Consider the following 17272-nt stretch of genomic DNA (forward strand, 5'->3'; position numbering starts at 1 on the left):
TCGTCGCGCCTTTACGCAGCGGTCAGCAATCGAGCGTATTGGCGGTTTCCCAGCCCGACAGGTGCCGCATGTAGCTCCGCCATTCCTCGTTCTTCATCTTGACGTAGCTGTCCACGAACGCGTCGCCGAGCTGGGCGCGGAGGACCTTGCTCTGGTCCGTGATGCGGATCGCATCGAGAAGATTGAGCGGAAGCCGCCGGACGTTCTCCAGCTTGTGGCCATCCGTGTACATGTTGATGTCGAGCCGCTCGCCCGGGTCGCGCTGGTTGGCGATACCGTCGAGGCCGGCCGCCAGCACGCCGGCCTGAAGCAGATACGGATTGACCGCGCCGTCCATCAGCCGCAGCTCGAACCGGCCGGCATCGGGAATCCGCACCATGTGGGTCCGGTTGTTCCCGGTATAGCTGATGGTGTTCGGCGACCATGTCGCGCCGGAGGTCGTCCGCGGCGCGTTGATCCGCTTGAAGCTGTTGACGGTGGGCGTGAAAATCGAGCAGAGCGCCTCGCTCGAATGCATGATGCCGCCGAGGAACTGATAGGCGAGCTTCGACAATCCGAGTTCGCCCGCATCGTCCTGGAACAGGTTGGTCTTGCCCGTCTCGTCCCAGACCGAGATATGAGCGTGGCAGCCATTGCCGGTCAGGTTCATGAAGGGCTTCGGCATGAAGGTCGCCCGCAAACCATGCTTCTCGGCGATGGTCTTGACCATGTACTTGAAGAATACGTGGCGGTCGGCCGTCTTCATGCAGTCGTCATAGTCCCAGTTCATCTCGAACTGGCCGTTGGCATCCTCATGGTCGTTCTGATACGGACCCCAGCCGAGCTGGAGCATGCTGTCGCAGATCTCGGTGATCACGTCATAGCGCCGCATCAGCGCCGTCTGGTCGTAGCAGGGCTTTTCCAGCGTATCATGCGGATCGGCCAGAGCCTTGCCGTCCGGCGTGACGAGGTGGAATTCGCATTCCACGCCGCTCTTCATGCGATAGCCCTGCTTCGCGGCGGCCGCGATCTGCTTCTTCAGCATCACGCGCGGCGTGTTCGCCACCTCTTTGCCGTCCATCCACAGGTCGCTGGCCAGCCAGCCGACCTCCGGCTTCCAGGGGAGCTGGATGAGGCTGTCCGGATCAGGCTTGCCGAACAGGTCGGGATCGGCCGGCGACATGTCGAGCCAGGTGGCGAAGCCGGCGAACCCGGCGCCGTCGCGCTGCATCTGTCCGATCGCCTGTGCCGGGACCAGCTTGGCCCGCAGCCCGCCGAACATGTCGACGAAGCTGATCAGGAAATATTTGATATTCCTCTCTTTAGCTACTTTCTGAAGATCGACGGGCATCTATCGCTCCCTGCTTCTCTTTCCGCGCCCGGCATCGCCGGGTGTTTTGTTGCATCATTCCACTGCATGGTCCCCGGGCCGGCCCGCGGGCCGGCAAGTCCCCGCCTCGCTCGCTAGCTTCGCCCGGGAATCCACCCGGTCCCGGCCAGCGGGACGCCGGCCATCGCCGCCGCCTCGATCGTCAGCGCGACGAGATCGTCAGGCTCCAGATTGTGGACGTGGGTCTTGCCGCAGGCGCGGGCCAGCGTCTGGCACTCCAGGGTCAGCACCTGCAGGTAGTTGGCGATCCGGCGGCCGCCGAGGACCGGATCGAGCCGCTTCTCGAGCTCCGGATCCTGCGTCGAGATACCGGCCGGATCCCGCCCTTCCTGCCAATCGTCGTAATAGCCCGGCGCCGTCCCGAGCTTGCGATACTCGTCGACGAGATGCGGGCTGTTGTCGCCGAGCGCGACCATGGCCGCGGTCCCGATGGAGACGGCATCGGCGCCCAGCGCGAGCGCCTTGGCCACGTCGGCGCCGGTCCGGATACCGCCGGAGACGATCAACTGCACCTTGCGATGCATGTCGAGCTCCTGCAAGGCCTCGACGGCGAGACGAACGGCCGCCAGGGTCGGAATTCCGACATGCTCGATGAACACGTCCTGGGTCGCCGCGGTACCGCCCTGCATGCCGTCGACGACGACCACGTCGGCGCCCGCCTTGACCGCCAGCGCAACATCGTAACGCGTCCGCGTGGCGCCGACTTTAACATAGATCGGCTTTTCCCAGTCGGTGATCTCGCGGATCTCCTGGATCTTGATCGTCAGGTCGTCCGGGCCGGTCCAGTCTGGATGACGGCAGGCGCTTCGCTGGTCGATCCCCTTGGGCAGGTTCCGCATCGCAGCCACCCGGTCGCTGATCTTCTGGCCGAGCAGCATGCCGCCGCCACCGGGCTTGGCGCCCTGACCGATCACCACCTCGATGGCGTCGGCCCGGCGCAGGTCGTCGGGGTTGAGGCCATAGCGGGAGGGCAGAAGCTGATAGACGAGCATCTTCGACGCCTTGCGCTCCTCGTCCGTCATGCCGCCGTCGCCCGTGGTGGTGCTGGTGCCGGCTTGGCTGGCGCCACGGCCCAGCGCCTCCTTGGCATGGGCCGAAAGGGCGCCGAACGACATGCCGGCGATCGTCACCGGAATCTTCAGCTCGATCGGCTTCTTGGCGAAACGGGTTCCCAGCGCGACGTTGGTGTCGCACCGCTCGCGATAGCCCTCGAGCGGGTACCGGGAGACGCTCGCTCCGAGGAGCAGAAGATCGTCGAAATGCGGAACGCGGCGCTTGGCGCCACCACCGCGGATATCATAGATGCCCGTCGTCGCGGCGCGCTGGATGTAGGAGATCGTCGGTTGATCGAACGTCCAGGACTCGCGACCACCCCAGGGGGCTTCGCCGCCGGACGGGAACGAACGGGAATCGTCAGCCATCAGTACTGCTCCGCTTGATCGACGTGGAAGCTGTAGAGCCGCCGCGCCGAGCCATATCGGCGAAAGCGACGAGGGTCGGCCTCGATCCCGGCGCGGGACAGCAGCCGCTCGAGTTTTGCCAGATGATGCGGCGTCATCTCCTTCTCGATGCAGTCGGAGCCGAGGCTCTCGACGCTTCCCTGGACATAGAGCCTGGCTTCATAGATCGAGTCGCCCAGGCTCTGCCCCGCATCGCCGCAGACGACCAGACTCCCGCTCTGTCCCATGAAGGCGCTCATATGTCCGACCGATCCGCCGACGACAATGTCGACGCCCTTCATCGAGATGCCGCAGCGGGCGCTGGCGTCGCCCTCGATGACCACGAGGCCGCCATGACCAGACGCCGCGGCCGCCTGCGATGCGTTGCCCTTTACCCGCACCTCGCCGGACATGATGTTCTCGGCCACGCCGACGCCGCAATGGCCGGTGATCACGACCTTGGCCTCCTTGTTCATGCCGGCGCAGTAGTAACCGACATGCCCGTCGATCTCGACCTCGATGGGGACCGTGAGACCGACGGCGAGCGCGTGCTCACCCTTTAGATTGGTGATCCGCCACAGGCGCTCGTTCGTGTCCGGGGTCAGATCGTGGAGGCGCTGATTGAGTTCGCGGACCGGTGTTTTGGAAAGATCGATGGTATTCATGCGGCTTCCTGCAGGCTCCAGGTATAGACAACGGCCGGCTCCGGCTCCCAGATATTGGCCTTCTCGACGCCGGGCAGGTTGGCGAGGCTGCGGAACTCCGACGCCATGGCGACCCAGTCGTCGGTCTCCGCGAGCACCGCCGGCTTGCAGGCGATGCCGTCGCGCAACACGGCGAAGCCGTCGCGGGTGCCCATGGTGAAGGTGTAGAAGCCGTCGAGGTCGCGCAGGCCGGCCTCCAGCGCTTCGGCCAGGGTCGCACCCTCGCCGAGGCGGTAGGCGAAGTAACGCGCCGCCACCTCGCTGTCATTGTCGGTCTCGAACTCCAGCCCGCGCCGACGCAGCCACTTCCTGAGATTGTTGTGGTTGCTGAGCGAGCCGTTATGGACCAGGCACATATCGGGCGCCGCGGTGAAGGGATGCGAATGCTCGGTCGTCACCGCGCTTTCCGTCGCCATGCGGGTGTGGCCGATCGCGTGCGACCCTTCCATCCCCTCCAGGGAATATCGCCGCGCCACGTCGGCCGGCAGGCCCATGTCCTTATAGACCTCCATCAGCTGGCCATAGCCCATGATCCGGACCTCCGGATGGCTGCGGGTGATCCAGGCGCGCGCCGAGCCTTCGGCGGCGCCGACAGTGATCACCGCGTGATTGGCCTTGATCTCGACATCCACCTCGGCGTTGAGCGCCTCGGCGAGCTGCCCCCCGAGCTTCCGCCAGGGATAGTCCGGGTTGGCGTGAAAGGTCGTCAATTTGCACTGATTCGCCTCGACCGGGCGATGATAGACGGCGATGCCGGCACTATCGGGCCCGCGATCGGTCATGCCGACCAGCATGGTCTGCAGATGCGCGCCGAGTTGCGGCCGAAGTTCCGGCTTTTTCAGAAAAAGACCGACGATTCCACACATGATGACACTGCCCTTTCGTGGACACCCAAGCACAGGCGACGTTAGCGGAAAATCATCCGCTGCGCAATGATGAGGAAAAAAAATTTCCTCTCAGGAATTTTCAGCCTACTCTTCCGGTCCCCGGGCGTAGGTGATGATCGAGAGGAAACGGATGGGCAGGCGTCGCAGATCGTCGGGGCCATGCGGCACGTCGGCATCGAAGAACAGCGAATCGCCGGGCGTGAGGATGTAGGTCTTGTCACCGTGGCGATAGCCGACCTCGCCTTCGAGCATATAGAGGAACTCGACGCCGGCGTGCTGAAAGAGCGGAAAGACGTCGGACCGCTCGCTCAAGGTGATCAGGTAAGGTTCGACCGCAATATTCTTGCGCATCGTATGGCCGAGCAGCTGATACTGATGCCCGGCCCGCGTCCCGCGCCGCTCGATCGTCAGACCCTGGCCAGCCTTGACGAAGGTGGCGTCGCGCTCCTCCTCATATTTTCGGAAGAAGGCGGTGACCGGTACATGCAGCGCGCGGGACAGCGACTGCAATGTGGCCAGAGACGGCGAGGTCATTCCGTTCTCGATCTTGGACAGCATGCCCGCGGACAGGTCTGCGAGACGCGCCAACTCGGCCACCGTCATGTCGAGCTTGCGGCGAAATTCCCGGACTTCCCGGCCGATCGAAACCTCAAGACCGCTGTCGCGAGCACCGGAAAGCGCGTGCGGATCCTGAAACTCCTCGTTCTGTCGACTTTTCGTCAACCTCCCCCTTCCTTCCCGGGCACCGAAACGCCTGCCTGATCACGGCAATCCAGGCAGGGTCCCTGCACCCGGCCAACCTGGCCAGAGGTCGGAGGCTGCCTAGACGCCGCTGCTCAGCTCCCGAACTGCCGCCAAGCCGACCGGCCCGCCATCGAACTCAAGCATCGCGTCCATTACGCCATGCCACAGATACTCTGCGGAGGCGCTGTCTGCGAGCAGATAATAGCTTGGCAGGGCCGTCGCCTGCCGAATCACGATTCCATTAATCCTGGCGACCGAGGTCTGGGCAATCGCCCCCTCGGGAAACTTGTTCGGGCGCAGATCGACGCCACAGATCTTCGCGAACATGGCGGGGGCCTGCTCTCCGGTCACCGCGAACCAGCAATGGCTGTCGGCGCGCGGCATCGGATAGCCGATCGGCTTCCGCGGCGTCTCGGTGCTCCAGCCCCATGCGCCGTTCAACCGCTCGATCAGCGCCCCGTCACCGGACAGGGAGTCGAGCAGCAGCACTTCCGTCGGCGCCAGCCGCGCCGCAAGCTCGCCACCGCTCTGCCGGTAGGCGCGGTTGCTGTCCGGACCGATGGTCAGGCCCTGCGCCGTCAGCCAGTCGACCGTGCCGACACCTTTAAAACCGGTGCGCGGCAGCGGCGACAGGTCGGCAAGGCCGAGCCTGCGGGCCTTCGCAACCTCCGACTCGGTCGAAGCGCCGAACCTCATCGCGACGGCGCCGCCGTTGATCTCCTCGAAGACGGCGCCATTCGCCTGCAGGATGCGATAGACGAAGCTGCGCCGCAGGCGATCGGTCGGCTGAAGGGCATTGACTGCAGCCACGGCTACATCTCCTGTCGCTTGTTTTCCGGGTCGTAGAAGGGAATCGGAACGACGCGGGCCTCGATCATCCGGCCCCCGCCGATGCGAATGTCGAAGGATTGGCCGACCTCCGCCTGGTCCGGCGCCACATAAGCGAGGCCGATCACCTTGCCGACCGAAGGCGACCGCACGGCCGAGGTGACGCGGCCGACGATAGCGCCGCCGCGGATCACCAGATGGCACTCCTCGGGGACCGGTGCCTGCGGGTCATCAAGAGTGAAGCCGACCAATTTCCGCGTCAGGCCCTTCTCGGCCTGGATCTCGATGGAGCGCCCGCCGACGAAGAACGGCTTCTTGCGGCTGATCGCCCAGGCCATATCCGCCTCGTAGGGATGGGTAAGGCCGTCGGTATCCTGGCCGACGATGATGTGCCCCTTCTCCAGGCGCAGCACGCGCTGCGCTTCGACGCCGAAGGGGCGGATGCTGAAGGGCTGGCCGGCCGCCATCAAAGCATCCCAGACCACCTCGCCCTGGCTCGCCGGAATATGGATCTCATAGCCGAGTTCGCCGACGAAGCCGACCCGCAGCAGGCGCACCGGCACGCCGGCGACCGTGCCCGTGCGCACGCCCATATAGGGAAATGCCTCGGCCGACAGGTCGACGTCGTCGCAGAGCTTCTGCAGGACCTCGCGGGAGCGCGGCCCGGCGATGTTGACGCCGGCATAGGCGGCGGTGACGTTGGCCACGTCGACATCGAGCCGCCACTGGGCGTTCCAGAACAGCATCTGGCGGTAGACCGCATCGACGCCGCCCGTCGTCGCGGTGACGTAGAAATGCTCGTCATGGAAGCGGCAGGCGACGCCGTCGTCGATGATCGCGCCCGCCTGCTCGGTCATCAGGACGTAGCGCGACCGGCCCACGGGCTGCTTCGCATAGGCGAAGGTGTAGAGGCGGTTGAGAAACTCCGCCGCGTCCGCCCCCCGGATGTCGAGCCCGCCGAGCGTCGACACGTCGATGAGGCCGACATTCTCGCGGACGCTCAGCACCTCTTCGCGGATCGCCTGCTCGCGGTTCTCGGACGGGCCATAGAAGGCAGGGCGGTACCAGAGTCCCGCCACCATCATCTTCGCGCCCGCCTCGATATGGCGGTGATGCATCGCCGTATGGCGCTCGGGTTCGAAGACGCGGCCGGCGAGATGGCCGAACTTCTCCGGCATATAGGGCGGCCGCTGCGTCGTCACGCTCATGCCGGCAATGTCGCGGCCAGTCTCCTTCGCCGTGATGCGGACCGCGGCGACGGCGGAATGGCGGCCCTGCGACGGGCCCATGCCGACCGTCGAGTAGCGCTTCAGCAGCTCGATATTGTCATATCCGTCGGCGAGGCCGTTTATGAGATCCTTCACCTGCAGGTCCTCGTCGAAATCGACGAAGTCCTTGCCTTTCGGGTGCGGGAAGATCGGCCAGGGATGGGTCTGGCCGGCCGCGCCCTTTTCACCGGACATGGCCGGTTCCGCGCCGGCGGCCAAGCCGGCATCCTTCGCCGCCGCCCATCCGGCATGGCGCCCCTCCGCGATCACGGTGTCGAGATTATAGGTCCCGTTCACCGACCCCGCCGGGAAGACATGCGCCGGAACGACCCCCGGCTGGAACATGTGGGAGGCCCGGTCATAGAAGAACTTGGTACCGGCATGATGCAGCAGCTGCCCCGCCGGGGTGTAACCGACGGACATGCAGACCAGATCGCATTCGATCGTCTCCGCCGCCTGCGCGAAGGTGCCCTCGCCCGTGATCTCGGCGACGAGCACGCCCGCGACCCGGTCCCGCGCGGCCGACGGCATCGCCTCGGCGATCGTGTGGCCGGTCACCACGCGGATGCCGCGATTGAAGATCGCCTTCGCCAGCGGTGACGGCGCGACCGACGGGCGCAGGTCGACGACCGCCTGAACGGCCACCCCCGCCTCGATAAGGTCGAGCGCCACGCCATAGCCATCGGCGTTCGCGGTGGCGACGACAGCCCGGCGACCCGGCTTCACACCGTAGAAGCTGATCAGGCGTTGCGCCGCCGAGCCGAGCATGACGCCCGGCAGGTCGTTATTGCGGAACACCATCGGCTGCTCGATCGAGCCGGTCGCCATGACCACGGCCTTCGCCCGCATCTTGTAAAGCCGGTCGCCGGCGATGACCGGCAGCCAGTTGTCGGAGAACCAGCCGGTGCAGGTCGCCGCGCTCAGCACGCGGATGTTGGGAGTCAGCGCGACCGCCGCCCGCAACTCGCCGCCGACCGTGCGGGCCATCTCGCCGCTGCCGTCGAACCGGGCGTAGTTCAGCGATCCGCCGAGCTCGGGCGTATCGTCCACCAGGATCACCTCGGCACCCGCCTCTGCCGCCTGCAGCGCCGCCGACAATCCGGCGGGGCCGCCGCCGATCACCGCGACGTCGGCGAACAGATATTGCTTGTCGAAGTAGCCGTGGTGGGCGTCGACGTCGACCTTGCCGAGCCCGGCTTTGTTCCGGATGACGCGCTCCCAGAACTTCCAGGCGCTCTTCGGCTTGTAGAACGCTTTGTAATAGAAGCCGACCGGCATGAACCGGCCGAACGACTCGACCCAGCGGCCGCGATCGTTCTCAAGGCTGCCGTCATAGTTCTGGCCCAGCACGCTGATGCCGTTGCCGATACTGCGCCGGTCGGCGAGGACGTTCGGCTCCGGGCCGATCTGGACCAGCGTGTTCGCATCCTGTCCGGCCATCGTCAGAACGCCGCGCGGACGCCGATATTTGAACGAGCGGGACAGCAGCCAGACGTCGTTCGCCGCGAGCGCGCTGGCGATCGTGTCGCCGGCGAAGCCCTCATAGCTGCGCCCTTCGAAGTTGAACTGGACAGTCCGATTACGATCGATCAGCCGCCCCGCTGGTGCCGGCAGCCGCCCAGCTCCGTTCATTCCGGCCCCGTTCACCCCGGTTCCATTCATCGCGTGCCCTCTTGCGTCTTCGGACGCGGCGCGAAGTCGACGCGCGTCTTGAAAACCTCCCCAGCCGGGTAGGTCCTGATGATCTCATCCGTCACTGTGTTGCGCTCCGCGATGAACCAGAACGAGGTCGGGACATGGCACCACCACTCGCGAACGATGCCGGCGGTATTGTTTTCCAGGAACACGTAGTCCGCCCACTCTTCGGTCGTGCAGCCGTTCGGGTCCGGCATGGTCCTGACCTCGCCGCCCCAGACGAACTCGGAGATGTTGCGCGGCCCATTGAGCGGGCAATTCATGATTTTCATGGCAGGAACCCTCTCAGTGACCGACCGACGCGGCGCCCTTCTCGCCCACCTGGGCGAACTCATCGAACCGGCTGAGCCGGAAAGGCTCGATGAGCTTCGGCGCGACGCCGGTCGCCACCGTGTCCGCCATGGTCCGGCCGCAGATCGGCGTCGCCTTGAAGCCCCAGGTTCCCCAGCCCGAGTCGATGTAATAGTTCTCGATCGGCGTCAGGCCCATGACCGGGCTGAAGTCGGGGGTCATATCGGTCATCCCCGCCCACTGCCGGAGAACCGAGACCTCGCCGAGGAAGGGAAACAGCTCGAGCATATGGCCGAGCAGCGACTCCTTGAAATCGAGCGTCGAGCGCGTCGAGTAGAGGGCGTAGGGATCGGTCGATCCGCCCATCACCAACTCGCCACGCGACGACTGCGAGACATAGACATGCAGGCTGCCCGAGACGACGATCTGGTCGAGGAACGGCTTCAAGGGCACCGAGACGCAGGCCTGCAGCGGAATGGTCCGGATCGGCAGGCGAAGGCCGGCCATCTTGCCGACCAGGGAACTCGAACCGGCGACCGCCTGCAGCACCTTGTTGCAATGGATCGTGCCGCGGTTGGTCTCGACGCCCTTGACGCGCCCGTTCTCCGTCAGGATGCCGGTGACCTCGGTCATCTGATGAATCTCGACCCCGCGCCGCGCCGCGCCGGCGGCATAGCCCCAGGCGACGGCGTCATGGCGCGCGATCGCGCCCGGCGGATGGTAGAGCGCGCCCAGAATCGGATAGCGCACGTCGTCGCTGAGATTCATCGACGGGCAGAGCTTGCGGATGTCGTCCGGATAAATGAGCTCGGAATCGACGCCGAGATGCTTGTTGACCTCGGCGCGCCAGCGGCTGGTCCGCATCGCCGCATCGGTATGGGCCAACGTGAAATGACCCCGGACCGAGTAGAGGATGTTGTAGGAGAACTCCTCGCTCAACTCGCGATACAGCCTCATCGATTCTTCGTAGAACCGGACGCCTTCAGGGGTCAGATAGTTCGACCGGATGATCGCGGTGTTGCGCGCCGTGTTGCCGCCGGCGAGATAGCCCTTGTCGAGCACGGCGACATTGGTGATGCCGTAATCGCGGGCCAGATAGTAGGCGGCGGCGAGGCCATGTCCGCCGCCGCCGATGATCACGACGTCATAGCTTCGCTTGAGATCCTTGGCCGGCGGGAAATGGCGCCGGGCCGGATATTTGCTGCTCAAACCGTATTTCAGAAGACCGAGGGGCATTCCTACACCTGCACTCTGCGGGCGACATTCTCGCGGCGAAACCTCGCATAAGACGCGAGGTTACGCCAGATGCGCCGGCAACAGATCGACCCTATTCGCCTGAAAATTCCGGCTTTGAAAATCCAGGCCGGCGCCGGAGCATCCGGCATCGCGAAGACGGGCCTTCTTACCTCTGTGCAAGCTACCGCTATGTTTCTTATCAAGCAAGATTTTTTCCTGTGGTTCAGCCCTGATTTTGCGCCCCCGACAGGCCGAACCACGGCAACGGGCGATGTTCCGCTACGCCCGTAAAGAATGGCGGACGCCGGAAAACCGACGTCCGCCTGATCGCGCCTCGCCCAGGCTACATCGGCCGGAGCACGCTTTCGCCGCGCAGCGCCTTATCCATATTGTTGTTCTGCTTCAAGGTCTCCGAGTCGTCCCGATAGTTGCTGTTCTCCATCCGGAACTGCCAGATATGCCAGCCGATCCAGAAGGCCATGCCGACGAGGAACAGCAAATATTCCGATCCGACGAACGGATAGAGCGGACCGACATCGGCCATCGTGCCCGTCCAGTCGACGATATCTCCGGTACTCATCTCTCATTTCCTCCCATTCTATCGGACGTAGCCGGCGCCGCGCGCCTCATCGAGTTCCGCGTTCTTCACATCTTCTTCGCTCATATAGCGCCCCGCATATTCGGACAGGTCGAGACCGACCAGTTCGATCTCCCGCGGAATCCGGAGCGCGCCCATCCCCTTGAGGATGGCCGACAGGACATAGGCGGGAACGAAGCCGAGGACGAAGAACATGATGATCGCGCCGATGAAGTTGCCCCACGGCGAGATCGCGGCGTATTCGGGATTCGGCGAGGCCGGATAGCCCCACAGCATGAAGCCGGCGATGACCACGCCGAGGAAGCCGGCATAGCCATGCACGGCCACGGCGCCGACCGCATCGTCGATCTTGAACCGCCGCTCCACCCAGTGGTGCAGCTTATAGATGATCGCGGCCACGACGGCGCCGATCAGCATCGCCTGGACCGGGTGGTACAGATCGTTGCCGGCCGATGCGCCGATGAGACCCGCCAGCCCACCGGAATAGGTCCAGAAGGCGTCGCCTCGCGAGACGATATAGGCGGCCATCAGCCCGCCCGACAGCGACATCAGGAAGTTCAGCGTGATGCCCGACAGAGTGGTCGGCGCCAGATAGATATTGGTCGCCGAATAGAACACGCCGTCGCCGGCCTGGATGTCCCAGATCGGGATGTTGCAGGCGACATAGAAGCCCCAGAACCCGGTATAGATGAGGAACAGCCCCACTGTGACCAGCCATGGGTTATGCGGCACGATGTTGCGCGGGGTGCCGTCGGCCCGGAACTTGCCGATGCGCGGGCCGAGGTTGAGCAACACCGCAAGCGCCGCACCGCCGGCGATCGCATGGATAACGCCCGAGGCATAGGCATCGTGATAGCCGAGAACGCGGACCATCCAGCCGTCCGGATGCCAGCCCCAGGCGGCGTCGATGATCCAGGCGAACGAGCCGACCAGCACAGCAATGAGCCAGAACGCGCCGGACCGGATCCGCTCGATCACCGCACCCGACACGATCGAAGCCGCCGTCCAGGAGAACAGCAGGAAAGCAGCCCAGAAGACGCCGGTGATGCGGTCTTGCATGTTGGGCGCCATCACCTCGGACCAGGCGGTGTTCGCCGCCGCCAACTCCGGAACATCGCCGGTGATATAGGGGATCCCGTTGGGGAACGCCCAATAGATCCACCAGCCGAAGAAGAAGAAGGTGACGGTGACGAGAGGGATCAGCATCGTGTTCTTCATCAGGGTGTGCATCATGTTCTTGGTCCGCGAAGCACCGACTTCATACATGCAGAATCCAACATGGATCAGGAACATGAAAACCACGGTCACCCAGTAGTAGAACTCGGTAAATATGATTGTTAGAGCGCCAATATCACTATCCATTCCGTCCCCCTTTTTTAAGGACTTGGTTTTCGTTGGGCCGGCTCGTTCGGCCAGCTCGAATCACGCGAGCCGGAGCCGGACCGGTTCAGCCTCGATTGGATATGATTCAGACTTTCAGTACCGCGCCTCCTCACCGCGAGGGCTGTCGCCCGAGATGCTAAGGTTGAAAGGATACGCCGGCGTTGCCCTTCGGCGGCAACGCACCACCACCGCATGCCCCGCCGCGCGGAAAAATTCCATTAACATGACGGACAAAGGGTCGCCATCTGTAGTACTGCCGACACTTGCTTTTGTCCCTGCCCCATTCCAGATTCCCCTTAGGAACAGTTTTTGAATGATAGGTGAGTCGTTCAAGAAGATAAAGACGAGAAAGCCGGCAGAGACTGGTCGGCAACCTGGAGCAAACAAGAAGAACAAGAAGGTTCGAAGGCGCCGGTTTTCGAACCCATCAGAAAAGGAGCGCTGAAGATGACCGACGACGACCGCGACAATGTCATTCTGCTCGAGCCGGCCGCGGCGGCGTTGCGGGACGAGTTTCTCGGCTGGCAATGCCGCTTGCGGCAACTGGCGGTCCGCGAGAATTCCGGTCGACCGTCGCAGGGAATGCGGCCGCATGTGACCACCGTGAGGGGCGAGGAGATCGCCGGCGGAATAACCGTCCTGATCGTGCAGGACGACCCGGAGCCCAGCACTCAGCTGTTCCGCTATCAGGTCCTGAAGACCCTCGATCCGGTCGAGCGCTACGACAAGGCTTTGCAGATCCTTGCCTCCAACTACTTTCAGCGGCCCCGAGACTTCAGCGACGTTATGACTGCGCTGTTCGGCCCCGCCATGCCGCTCGTCGATCACCTTCTCGCGGAAGGCCGTTGCATGCTCGAGTTCTCGCAGTTCAGTAAGGGATACCGTATCCCTTGCGAAGTCGACGAGCTAGACGAGAACGACGCATTCTACCAAGCGACCTACTGGCATAATCGTCTATTCAATTCCGACATCCCGGCTGGCGTCCGCGTCTTGTCGTTCACGCCGGACTGGATGCGGAGCTCAAGCCTCCCGGCCGACTGATCGGCCCAAACGAAAACAGGCGGGATTCTCGTGTGATGGTTCCAACGCTTGGTCCCCAAGTGTTGGAGGCTGAATCACACGAGATTCAAACTTGGTGGGCTGATTCACGCAACGCTTGGTTTCCAAGCGTTGCGATCAGACCACTAGACATCCCGCCTGCATCCTCCACCTCATCAGAACTTCTTGTAGGCCTTCCGAAGATCCACCATCGGGTGGCGCTTCGACATCTGGAACTTGATAAGAAGCTCTCGGGCCAGCATGTCGCGATCCTGCTGGTTGTCCGGCAGCTTCATGTTCTCCGGAACGGTGACCCAGCCATTGATGTTCCGGTCGAACACCGCCGCCCGGCCCTCTTCATAGCCCAGATGGACATCCTCGAGCCAGTTGAGGTCGTCCCAGCCCATCGTCTCCATATAGGTCTTGAGAAATGGCGTGAGACGGCTGTAGTCCGGCACCAGGTTGACGTCGTAGCGGTAGCCGATGTGCTGCCCAATCTCCTTCTCGCGCGCGGTATCGAGGCCCTCAGTCTTGATGAAGTGATCAATGTCCTTGACCGACTCCAGCGACTTGGGTTGGGTCGGCGCAGCCTTGCCTGTGGTTGCCATGAGTGCCCCTCCTTAATACCGGTGCATGTCGGGACGCCCGACCGTGTGCTGGGATCCGGCAAGCGGGACCATGGCGAGCGCAGAGGCCTCCATGGTCAGCGCCGCAAGATCCTCCGGCTCGAGCGAATGCACGTTGGTCTTGCCGCAGGCCCGCGCCATCATCTGGCACTCGATGGCGAGGCAGTGCAGGAAGTTGTAGACGCGCTCGGCCGCCTCATCGGGATCGAGACGCTTGCGGAGTTCCGGATCCTGGGTCGTGACACCGACAGGGCAACGGCCTGTATGGCAGTGATAGCAGTCGCCGGCCTCGACACCGACCTCGTTGATGTAGTCGGCCTCGGGGATGTCCTTGTTGCAGTTCAACGCCATCAGCGCCGAGTGGCCGATCGCGACCGCGTCCGCTCCAAGGGCGATGGCCTTGGCCACATCGGCGCCGTTGCGGATACCGCCGGCATAGACCAGCGAGATCTCGCCCGTCTTGCCGACATCGTCCAGCGCCTTGCGCGCCTGGCGGATCGCGGCGATGCCGGGCACGCCGGTTTCCTCGGTCGCCAAATGCGGGCCGGCGCCGGTGCTGCCTTCCATACCGTCGATATAGATGCTGTCCGGACCGGTCTTCGCCGCCATGCGGACGTCGTCATAGACGCGCGCCGCGCCGAGCTTGAGCTGGATCGGGATCTCCCAGTTGGTCGCCTCCCGGATCTCCTGGATCTTGAGCGCGAGATCGTCGGGACCGAGCCAGTCGGGATGACGGGCAGGCGAGCGCTGGTCGATGCCGGCCGGCAGCGAGCGCATCTCCGCCACCTGGTCGGTCACCTTCTGGCCCATCAGATGGCCGCCGAGACCGACCTTGCAGCCCTGGCCGATGAAGAATTCGACCGCGTCGGCAAGCTGCAGGTGATGCGGGTTGAAGCCATAGCGCGACTGGATGCACTGGTAGAACCATTTCGACGAGAACCGCCGCTCGTCGGGGATCATGCCGCCCTCGCCCGAGCAGGTTGCGGTCCCGGCCATCGTGGCGCCGCGCGCGAGCGCGATCTTCGACTCGAAGCTCAGCGCGCCGAAGCTCATGCCGGTGATGTAGATCGGAATATCGAGCTCCAGCGGCCGCTTCGCCTTAGGACCGATGATCGTCTTCGTCAGGCACTTCTCGCGATAGCCTTCGATGACGAAGCGGGTCAGCGTGCCGGGCAGGAAGGTGAGATCGTCCCAGGTCGGGATCTTCTTGAAAAGCGAGAAGCCGCGCATCCGGTAGCGGCCGAGCTCCGCCTTGATGTGGATATCGTCGATGACTTCATGCGGGAAGATGAAGCTACGACCGAGGAGACTCGTGTTGCGCTTCGGCTTCTTCCCGGCCGGTGCCGTCTGCGGCGCCTGTTTCTCTTTCGCCATGTTTACCTGTTCCTTTCGTTCGAGCCTGCGAGGATCGGCCGAGGCCTAAAGCACGATCTTCTTTTCGGACGGCTCGAGATTGTCGTAGTTCCAGAGCTTCTTGCCGGCGACGATCTTGGTCATGTTCTCGACGCCGTTCGGCGTCTCCAGCCCGTAAAGCTTCAGCTTGCGATTCAGCCAAGCCACGTCGAGATCGGTCATCTCACCCGGAACGGCATCGACGCCGAGGTCGGCGATCTTGCCGCCCACATAGATCGTGCCGTCATACATGGAATCGCCGAGGTTCTTGCCGGCGTCGCCAAGAACGACCATGCGGCCGCGCTGCATCATGAAGCCGGAGAAGGCGCCGGTGCGGCCGCCGACGATGATAGTGCCGCCCTTCATATCGATGCCGGTTCGGGCGCCGACGTCACCGAGGCAGACCAGATCGCCGCCACGCAGCGCAGCGCCAAAGGTCGAGCCTGCGTTCTTCTCGACGATGATGGTGCCCGCCATCATGTTCTCGCCGCAGGACCAGCCCACGCGGCCCTTGATACGGATGTTCGGGCCGTCGATCAGGCCGCAACCGAAATAGCCGAGACTGCCCTCGATATAGAGCTGCAGGCGGTTCAGGATGCCGACGGCAACGCCGTGCTTGGCGCCAGGGTTCTTCAGCACGATGGTGCCGTAGCCCTGGCTCATCAACTCGCGAAGCTTCAGGTTGATCTGCTTCGCGTCGAGCGGTCCGGCGTCGAGCTCCGTGCGTTTGTTGAAGTCGACGTCGAACGACCCCGGATAGACGAAATTCTCCTCCTCCTCGGGCGAGAAGAAGCGTTGCTGGGTGCGACCGGCGAGCTGCTCGGTGTGCATCCCCATTTCGTGAGAGATATGCTGTTTCATGCGTGGCTCTTCCAAACGCGAACTTCGCCCTCGTAAGGATCGAAGGTGTTGATTTCGTGCGGGAACACGCTGCGGATCGCGACCTCTTCCGAGGCCAGGCCGATGAAGTCGTCACCCTCGTAGAGGACCATCGGCTTCGCCGCCATCGTGTCCTTGGCCATGCCGAGGCTGTCGGACGTCGCAACCAGATAGGTGAAGACGCCATCGAGTTCCTCGATCGAGTCGCGCATGGCGTCCTCGAGCTCGGCTCCCTGCTCCATCTTGTCGGCGAGATAGACGGCGATCAGCTCCGAGTCGCAGTTCGACATGAACCGATGGCCCCGCCGCTCGAGAGCGCGCCGGCCGTTCCAGTAGTTCGTGAGCTGGCCGTTATGCACCACCGAGACATCGGCGAAGGGATAGGCCCAATAGGGATGGGCCGAGCGGATATCGACGTCGGACTCCGTCGCCATGCGGGTGTGGCCGATGGCGTGCGTGCCGCTGAAGCTGGAGAGGCTGTACTGATTGGCGACGCGACCGGCGTCGCCGAGATCCTTGATCAACTCCAGCCCATGGCCGAGCGACAGGATCTCCGCGCCATCGACATCCTCGATATAATCGGCCAGCTTCCGCCGGTCGCCGTCATATTTCATCCGATAACGGAAGGCGTATTCGGTCGCCGGCTCCTCCTCGACGATCTTCGCGCCAAGTTCCTCCAGCCGACGGTTCACTTCCGCCTTGCGCTGCTTCACCTGGTCGTGGATGTCGAAGCCCTTGTTCATCTCCTCCTGCTCGGCGACCTTGAACCGCATGACAAGCTCGTCGCTCTTGGGCTTGCCGTAGAGCGCGAATCCGGTCGAGTCCGGTCCACGATGCTTGAGGGACTGCAGCATCGAGGTCATTTCCCGGCCGATGTCGCCGGTCTTACGCCGAT

17 protein-coding genes are annotated in these 17272 nt (G+C 63.8%); 2 read left to right on the forward strand and 15 right to left on the reverse strand.

Annotation, left to right across the window (positions count from 1 at the left end; all coding sequences use genetic code 11):
- Positions 1-22: 22 nt before the first annotated feature.
- The 9 genes from glnT to DT069_RS21520 form a co-directional block, all read right to left on the reverse strand.
- Positions 23-1330: a type III glutamate--ammonia ligase gene (gene glnT, locus DT069_RS21480; protein ID WP_119462393.1), complete on the reverse strand. Its 1308-nt coding sequence runs from the start codon at positions 1328-1330 to the stop codon at positions 23-25.
- Between the two features lie 113 nt (positions 1331-1443).
- Positions 1444-2790: an FMN-binding glutamate synthase family protein gene (locus tag DT069_RS21485; protein ID WP_119462394.1), complete on the reverse strand. Its 1347-nt coding sequence runs from the start codon at positions 2788-2790 to the stop codon at positions 1444-1446.
- Positions 2790-3473, reverse strand: coding sequence for a protein glxC (locus tag DT069_RS21490; protein ID WP_119462395.1), 684 nt, complete (start codon positions 3471-3473; stop codon positions 2790-2792). Before DT069_RS21490 ends, DT069_RS21485 begins: the two co-directional genes overlap by 1 nt.
- On the reverse strand, positions 3470-4378 hold the full coding sequence (locus tag DT069_RS21495) for a class II glutamine amidotransferase (RefSeq protein ID WP_119462396.1): 909 nt from the start codon (positions 4376-4378) through the stop codon (positions 3470-3472). Before DT069_RS21495 ends, DT069_RS21490 begins: the two co-directional genes overlap by 4 nt.
- Before the next feature lie 105 nt (positions 4379-4483).
- Complete coding sequence (locus DT069_RS21500) at positions 4484-5122, reverse strand: helix-turn-helix domain-containing protein (protein WP_119462397.1); 639 nt, start codon at positions 5120-5122, stop codon at positions 4484-4486.
- Positions 5123-5221: 99 nt separating this feature from the next.
- A complete protein-coding gene (locus tag DT069_RS21505; protein ID WP_119462398.1) occupies positions 5222-5953 on the reverse strand; it encodes a sarcosine oxidase in 732 nt (243 codons plus the stop codon).
- 2 nt (positions 5954-5955) lie between these two features.
- A complete protein-coding gene (locus tag DT069_RS21510; RefSeq protein WP_425450452.1) occupies positions 5956-8901 on the reverse strand; it encodes an FAD-dependent oxidoreductase in 2946 nt (981 codons plus the stop codon).
- Positions 8898-9206 (reverse strand): sarcosine oxidase subunit delta, encoded by a 309-nt coding sequence (locus DT069_RS21515; RefSeq protein ID WP_119462399.1) that lies wholly within the window; start codon positions 9204-9206, stop codon positions 8898-8900. The genes DT069_RS21510 and DT069_RS21515 overlap by 4 nt, the downstream gene beginning before the upstream one ends.
- Positions 9207-9219: 13 nt before the next feature.
- On the reverse strand, positions 9220-10461 hold the full coding sequence (locus DT069_RS21520) for an FAD-dependent oxidoreductase (RefSeq protein WP_119462400.1): 1242 nt from the start codon (positions 10459-10461) through the stop codon (positions 9220-9222).
- Positions 10462-10530: 69 nt separating this feature from the next.
- On the opposite strand from DT069_RS21520, the gene DT069_RS21525 reads away from it, so the two are divergent.
- Positions 10531-10752 carry a hypothetical protein gene (locus DT069_RS21525; protein ID WP_119462401.1) on the forward strand — a complete coding sequence of 74 codons (222 nt, stop codon included), beginning with the start codon at positions 10531-10533 and terminating at the stop codon, positions 10750-10752.
- 52 nt (positions 10753-10804) lie between these two features.
- Here DT069_RS21525 and DT069_RS21530 read toward each other — a convergent pair whose 3' ends face one another.
- On the reverse strand, positions 10805-11041 hold the full coding sequence (locus DT069_RS21530; RefSeq protein ID WP_119462402.1) for a hypothetical protein: 237 nt from the start codon (positions 11039-11041) through the stop codon (positions 10805-10807).
- Positions 11042-11059: 18 nt separating this feature from the next.
- Positions 11060-12421 carry an ammonium transporter gene (locus DT069_RS21535; RefSeq protein ID WP_119462403.1) on the reverse strand — a complete coding sequence of 454 codons (1362 nt, stop codon included), beginning with the start codon at positions 12419-12421 and terminating at the stop codon, positions 11060-11062.
- Positions 12422-12889: 468 nt separating this feature from the next.
- Between DT069_RS21535 and DT069_RS21540 the strand changes: the two genes are divergently transcribed.
- Positions 12890-13483, forward strand: a complete 594-nt coding sequence (locus tag DT069_RS21540; RefSeq protein WP_119462404.1) for a hypothetical protein — start codon at positions 12890-12892, stop codon at positions 13481-13483.
- 173 nt (positions 13484-13656) lie between these two features.
- On the opposite strand, the gene DT069_RS21545 is transcribed toward DT069_RS21540, so the two are convergent.
- From DT069_RS21545 to DT069_RS21560, 4 genes are read right to left on the reverse strand one after another with little or no spacing between them, the layout of a single operon-like run.
- The gene (locus DT069_RS21545; protein ID WP_425450453.1) at positions 13657-14088 is read right to left on the reverse strand and encodes a hypothetical protein; all 432 of its coding nucleotides are present in this window, start codon (positions 14086-14088) and stop codon (positions 13657-13659) included.
- A 12-nt stretch (positions 14089-14100) separates the two neighbouring features.
- Positions 14101-15480: an FMN-binding glutamate synthase family protein gene (locus DT069_RS21550; protein WP_119462405.1), complete on the reverse strand. Its 1380-nt coding sequence runs from the start codon at positions 15478-15480 to the stop codon at positions 14101-14103.
- 45 nt (positions 15481-15525) lie between these two features.
- Positions 15526-16359 carry a GltB/FmdC/FwdC-like GXGXG domain-containing protein gene (locus tag DT069_RS21555; protein ID WP_119462406.1) on the reverse strand — a complete coding sequence of 278 codons (834 nt, stop codon included), beginning with the start codon at positions 16357-16359 and terminating at the stop codon, positions 15526-15528.
- Complete coding sequence (locus DT069_RS21560; RefSeq protein WP_425450454.1) at positions 16356-17231, reverse strand: class II glutamine amidotransferase domain-containing protein; 876 nt, start codon at positions 17229-17231, stop codon at positions 16356-16358. The genes DT069_RS21555 and DT069_RS21560 overlap by 4 nt, the downstream gene beginning before the upstream one ends.
- Positions 17232-17272 lie beyond the last annotated feature (41 nt).

The organism is Virgifigura deserti, from assembly GCA_003576685.1.
In the GTDB taxonomy this organism is placed as follows: Bacteria; Pseudomonadota; Alphaproteobacteria; order Dongiales; family Dongiaceae; genus Virgifigura; species Virgifigura deserti.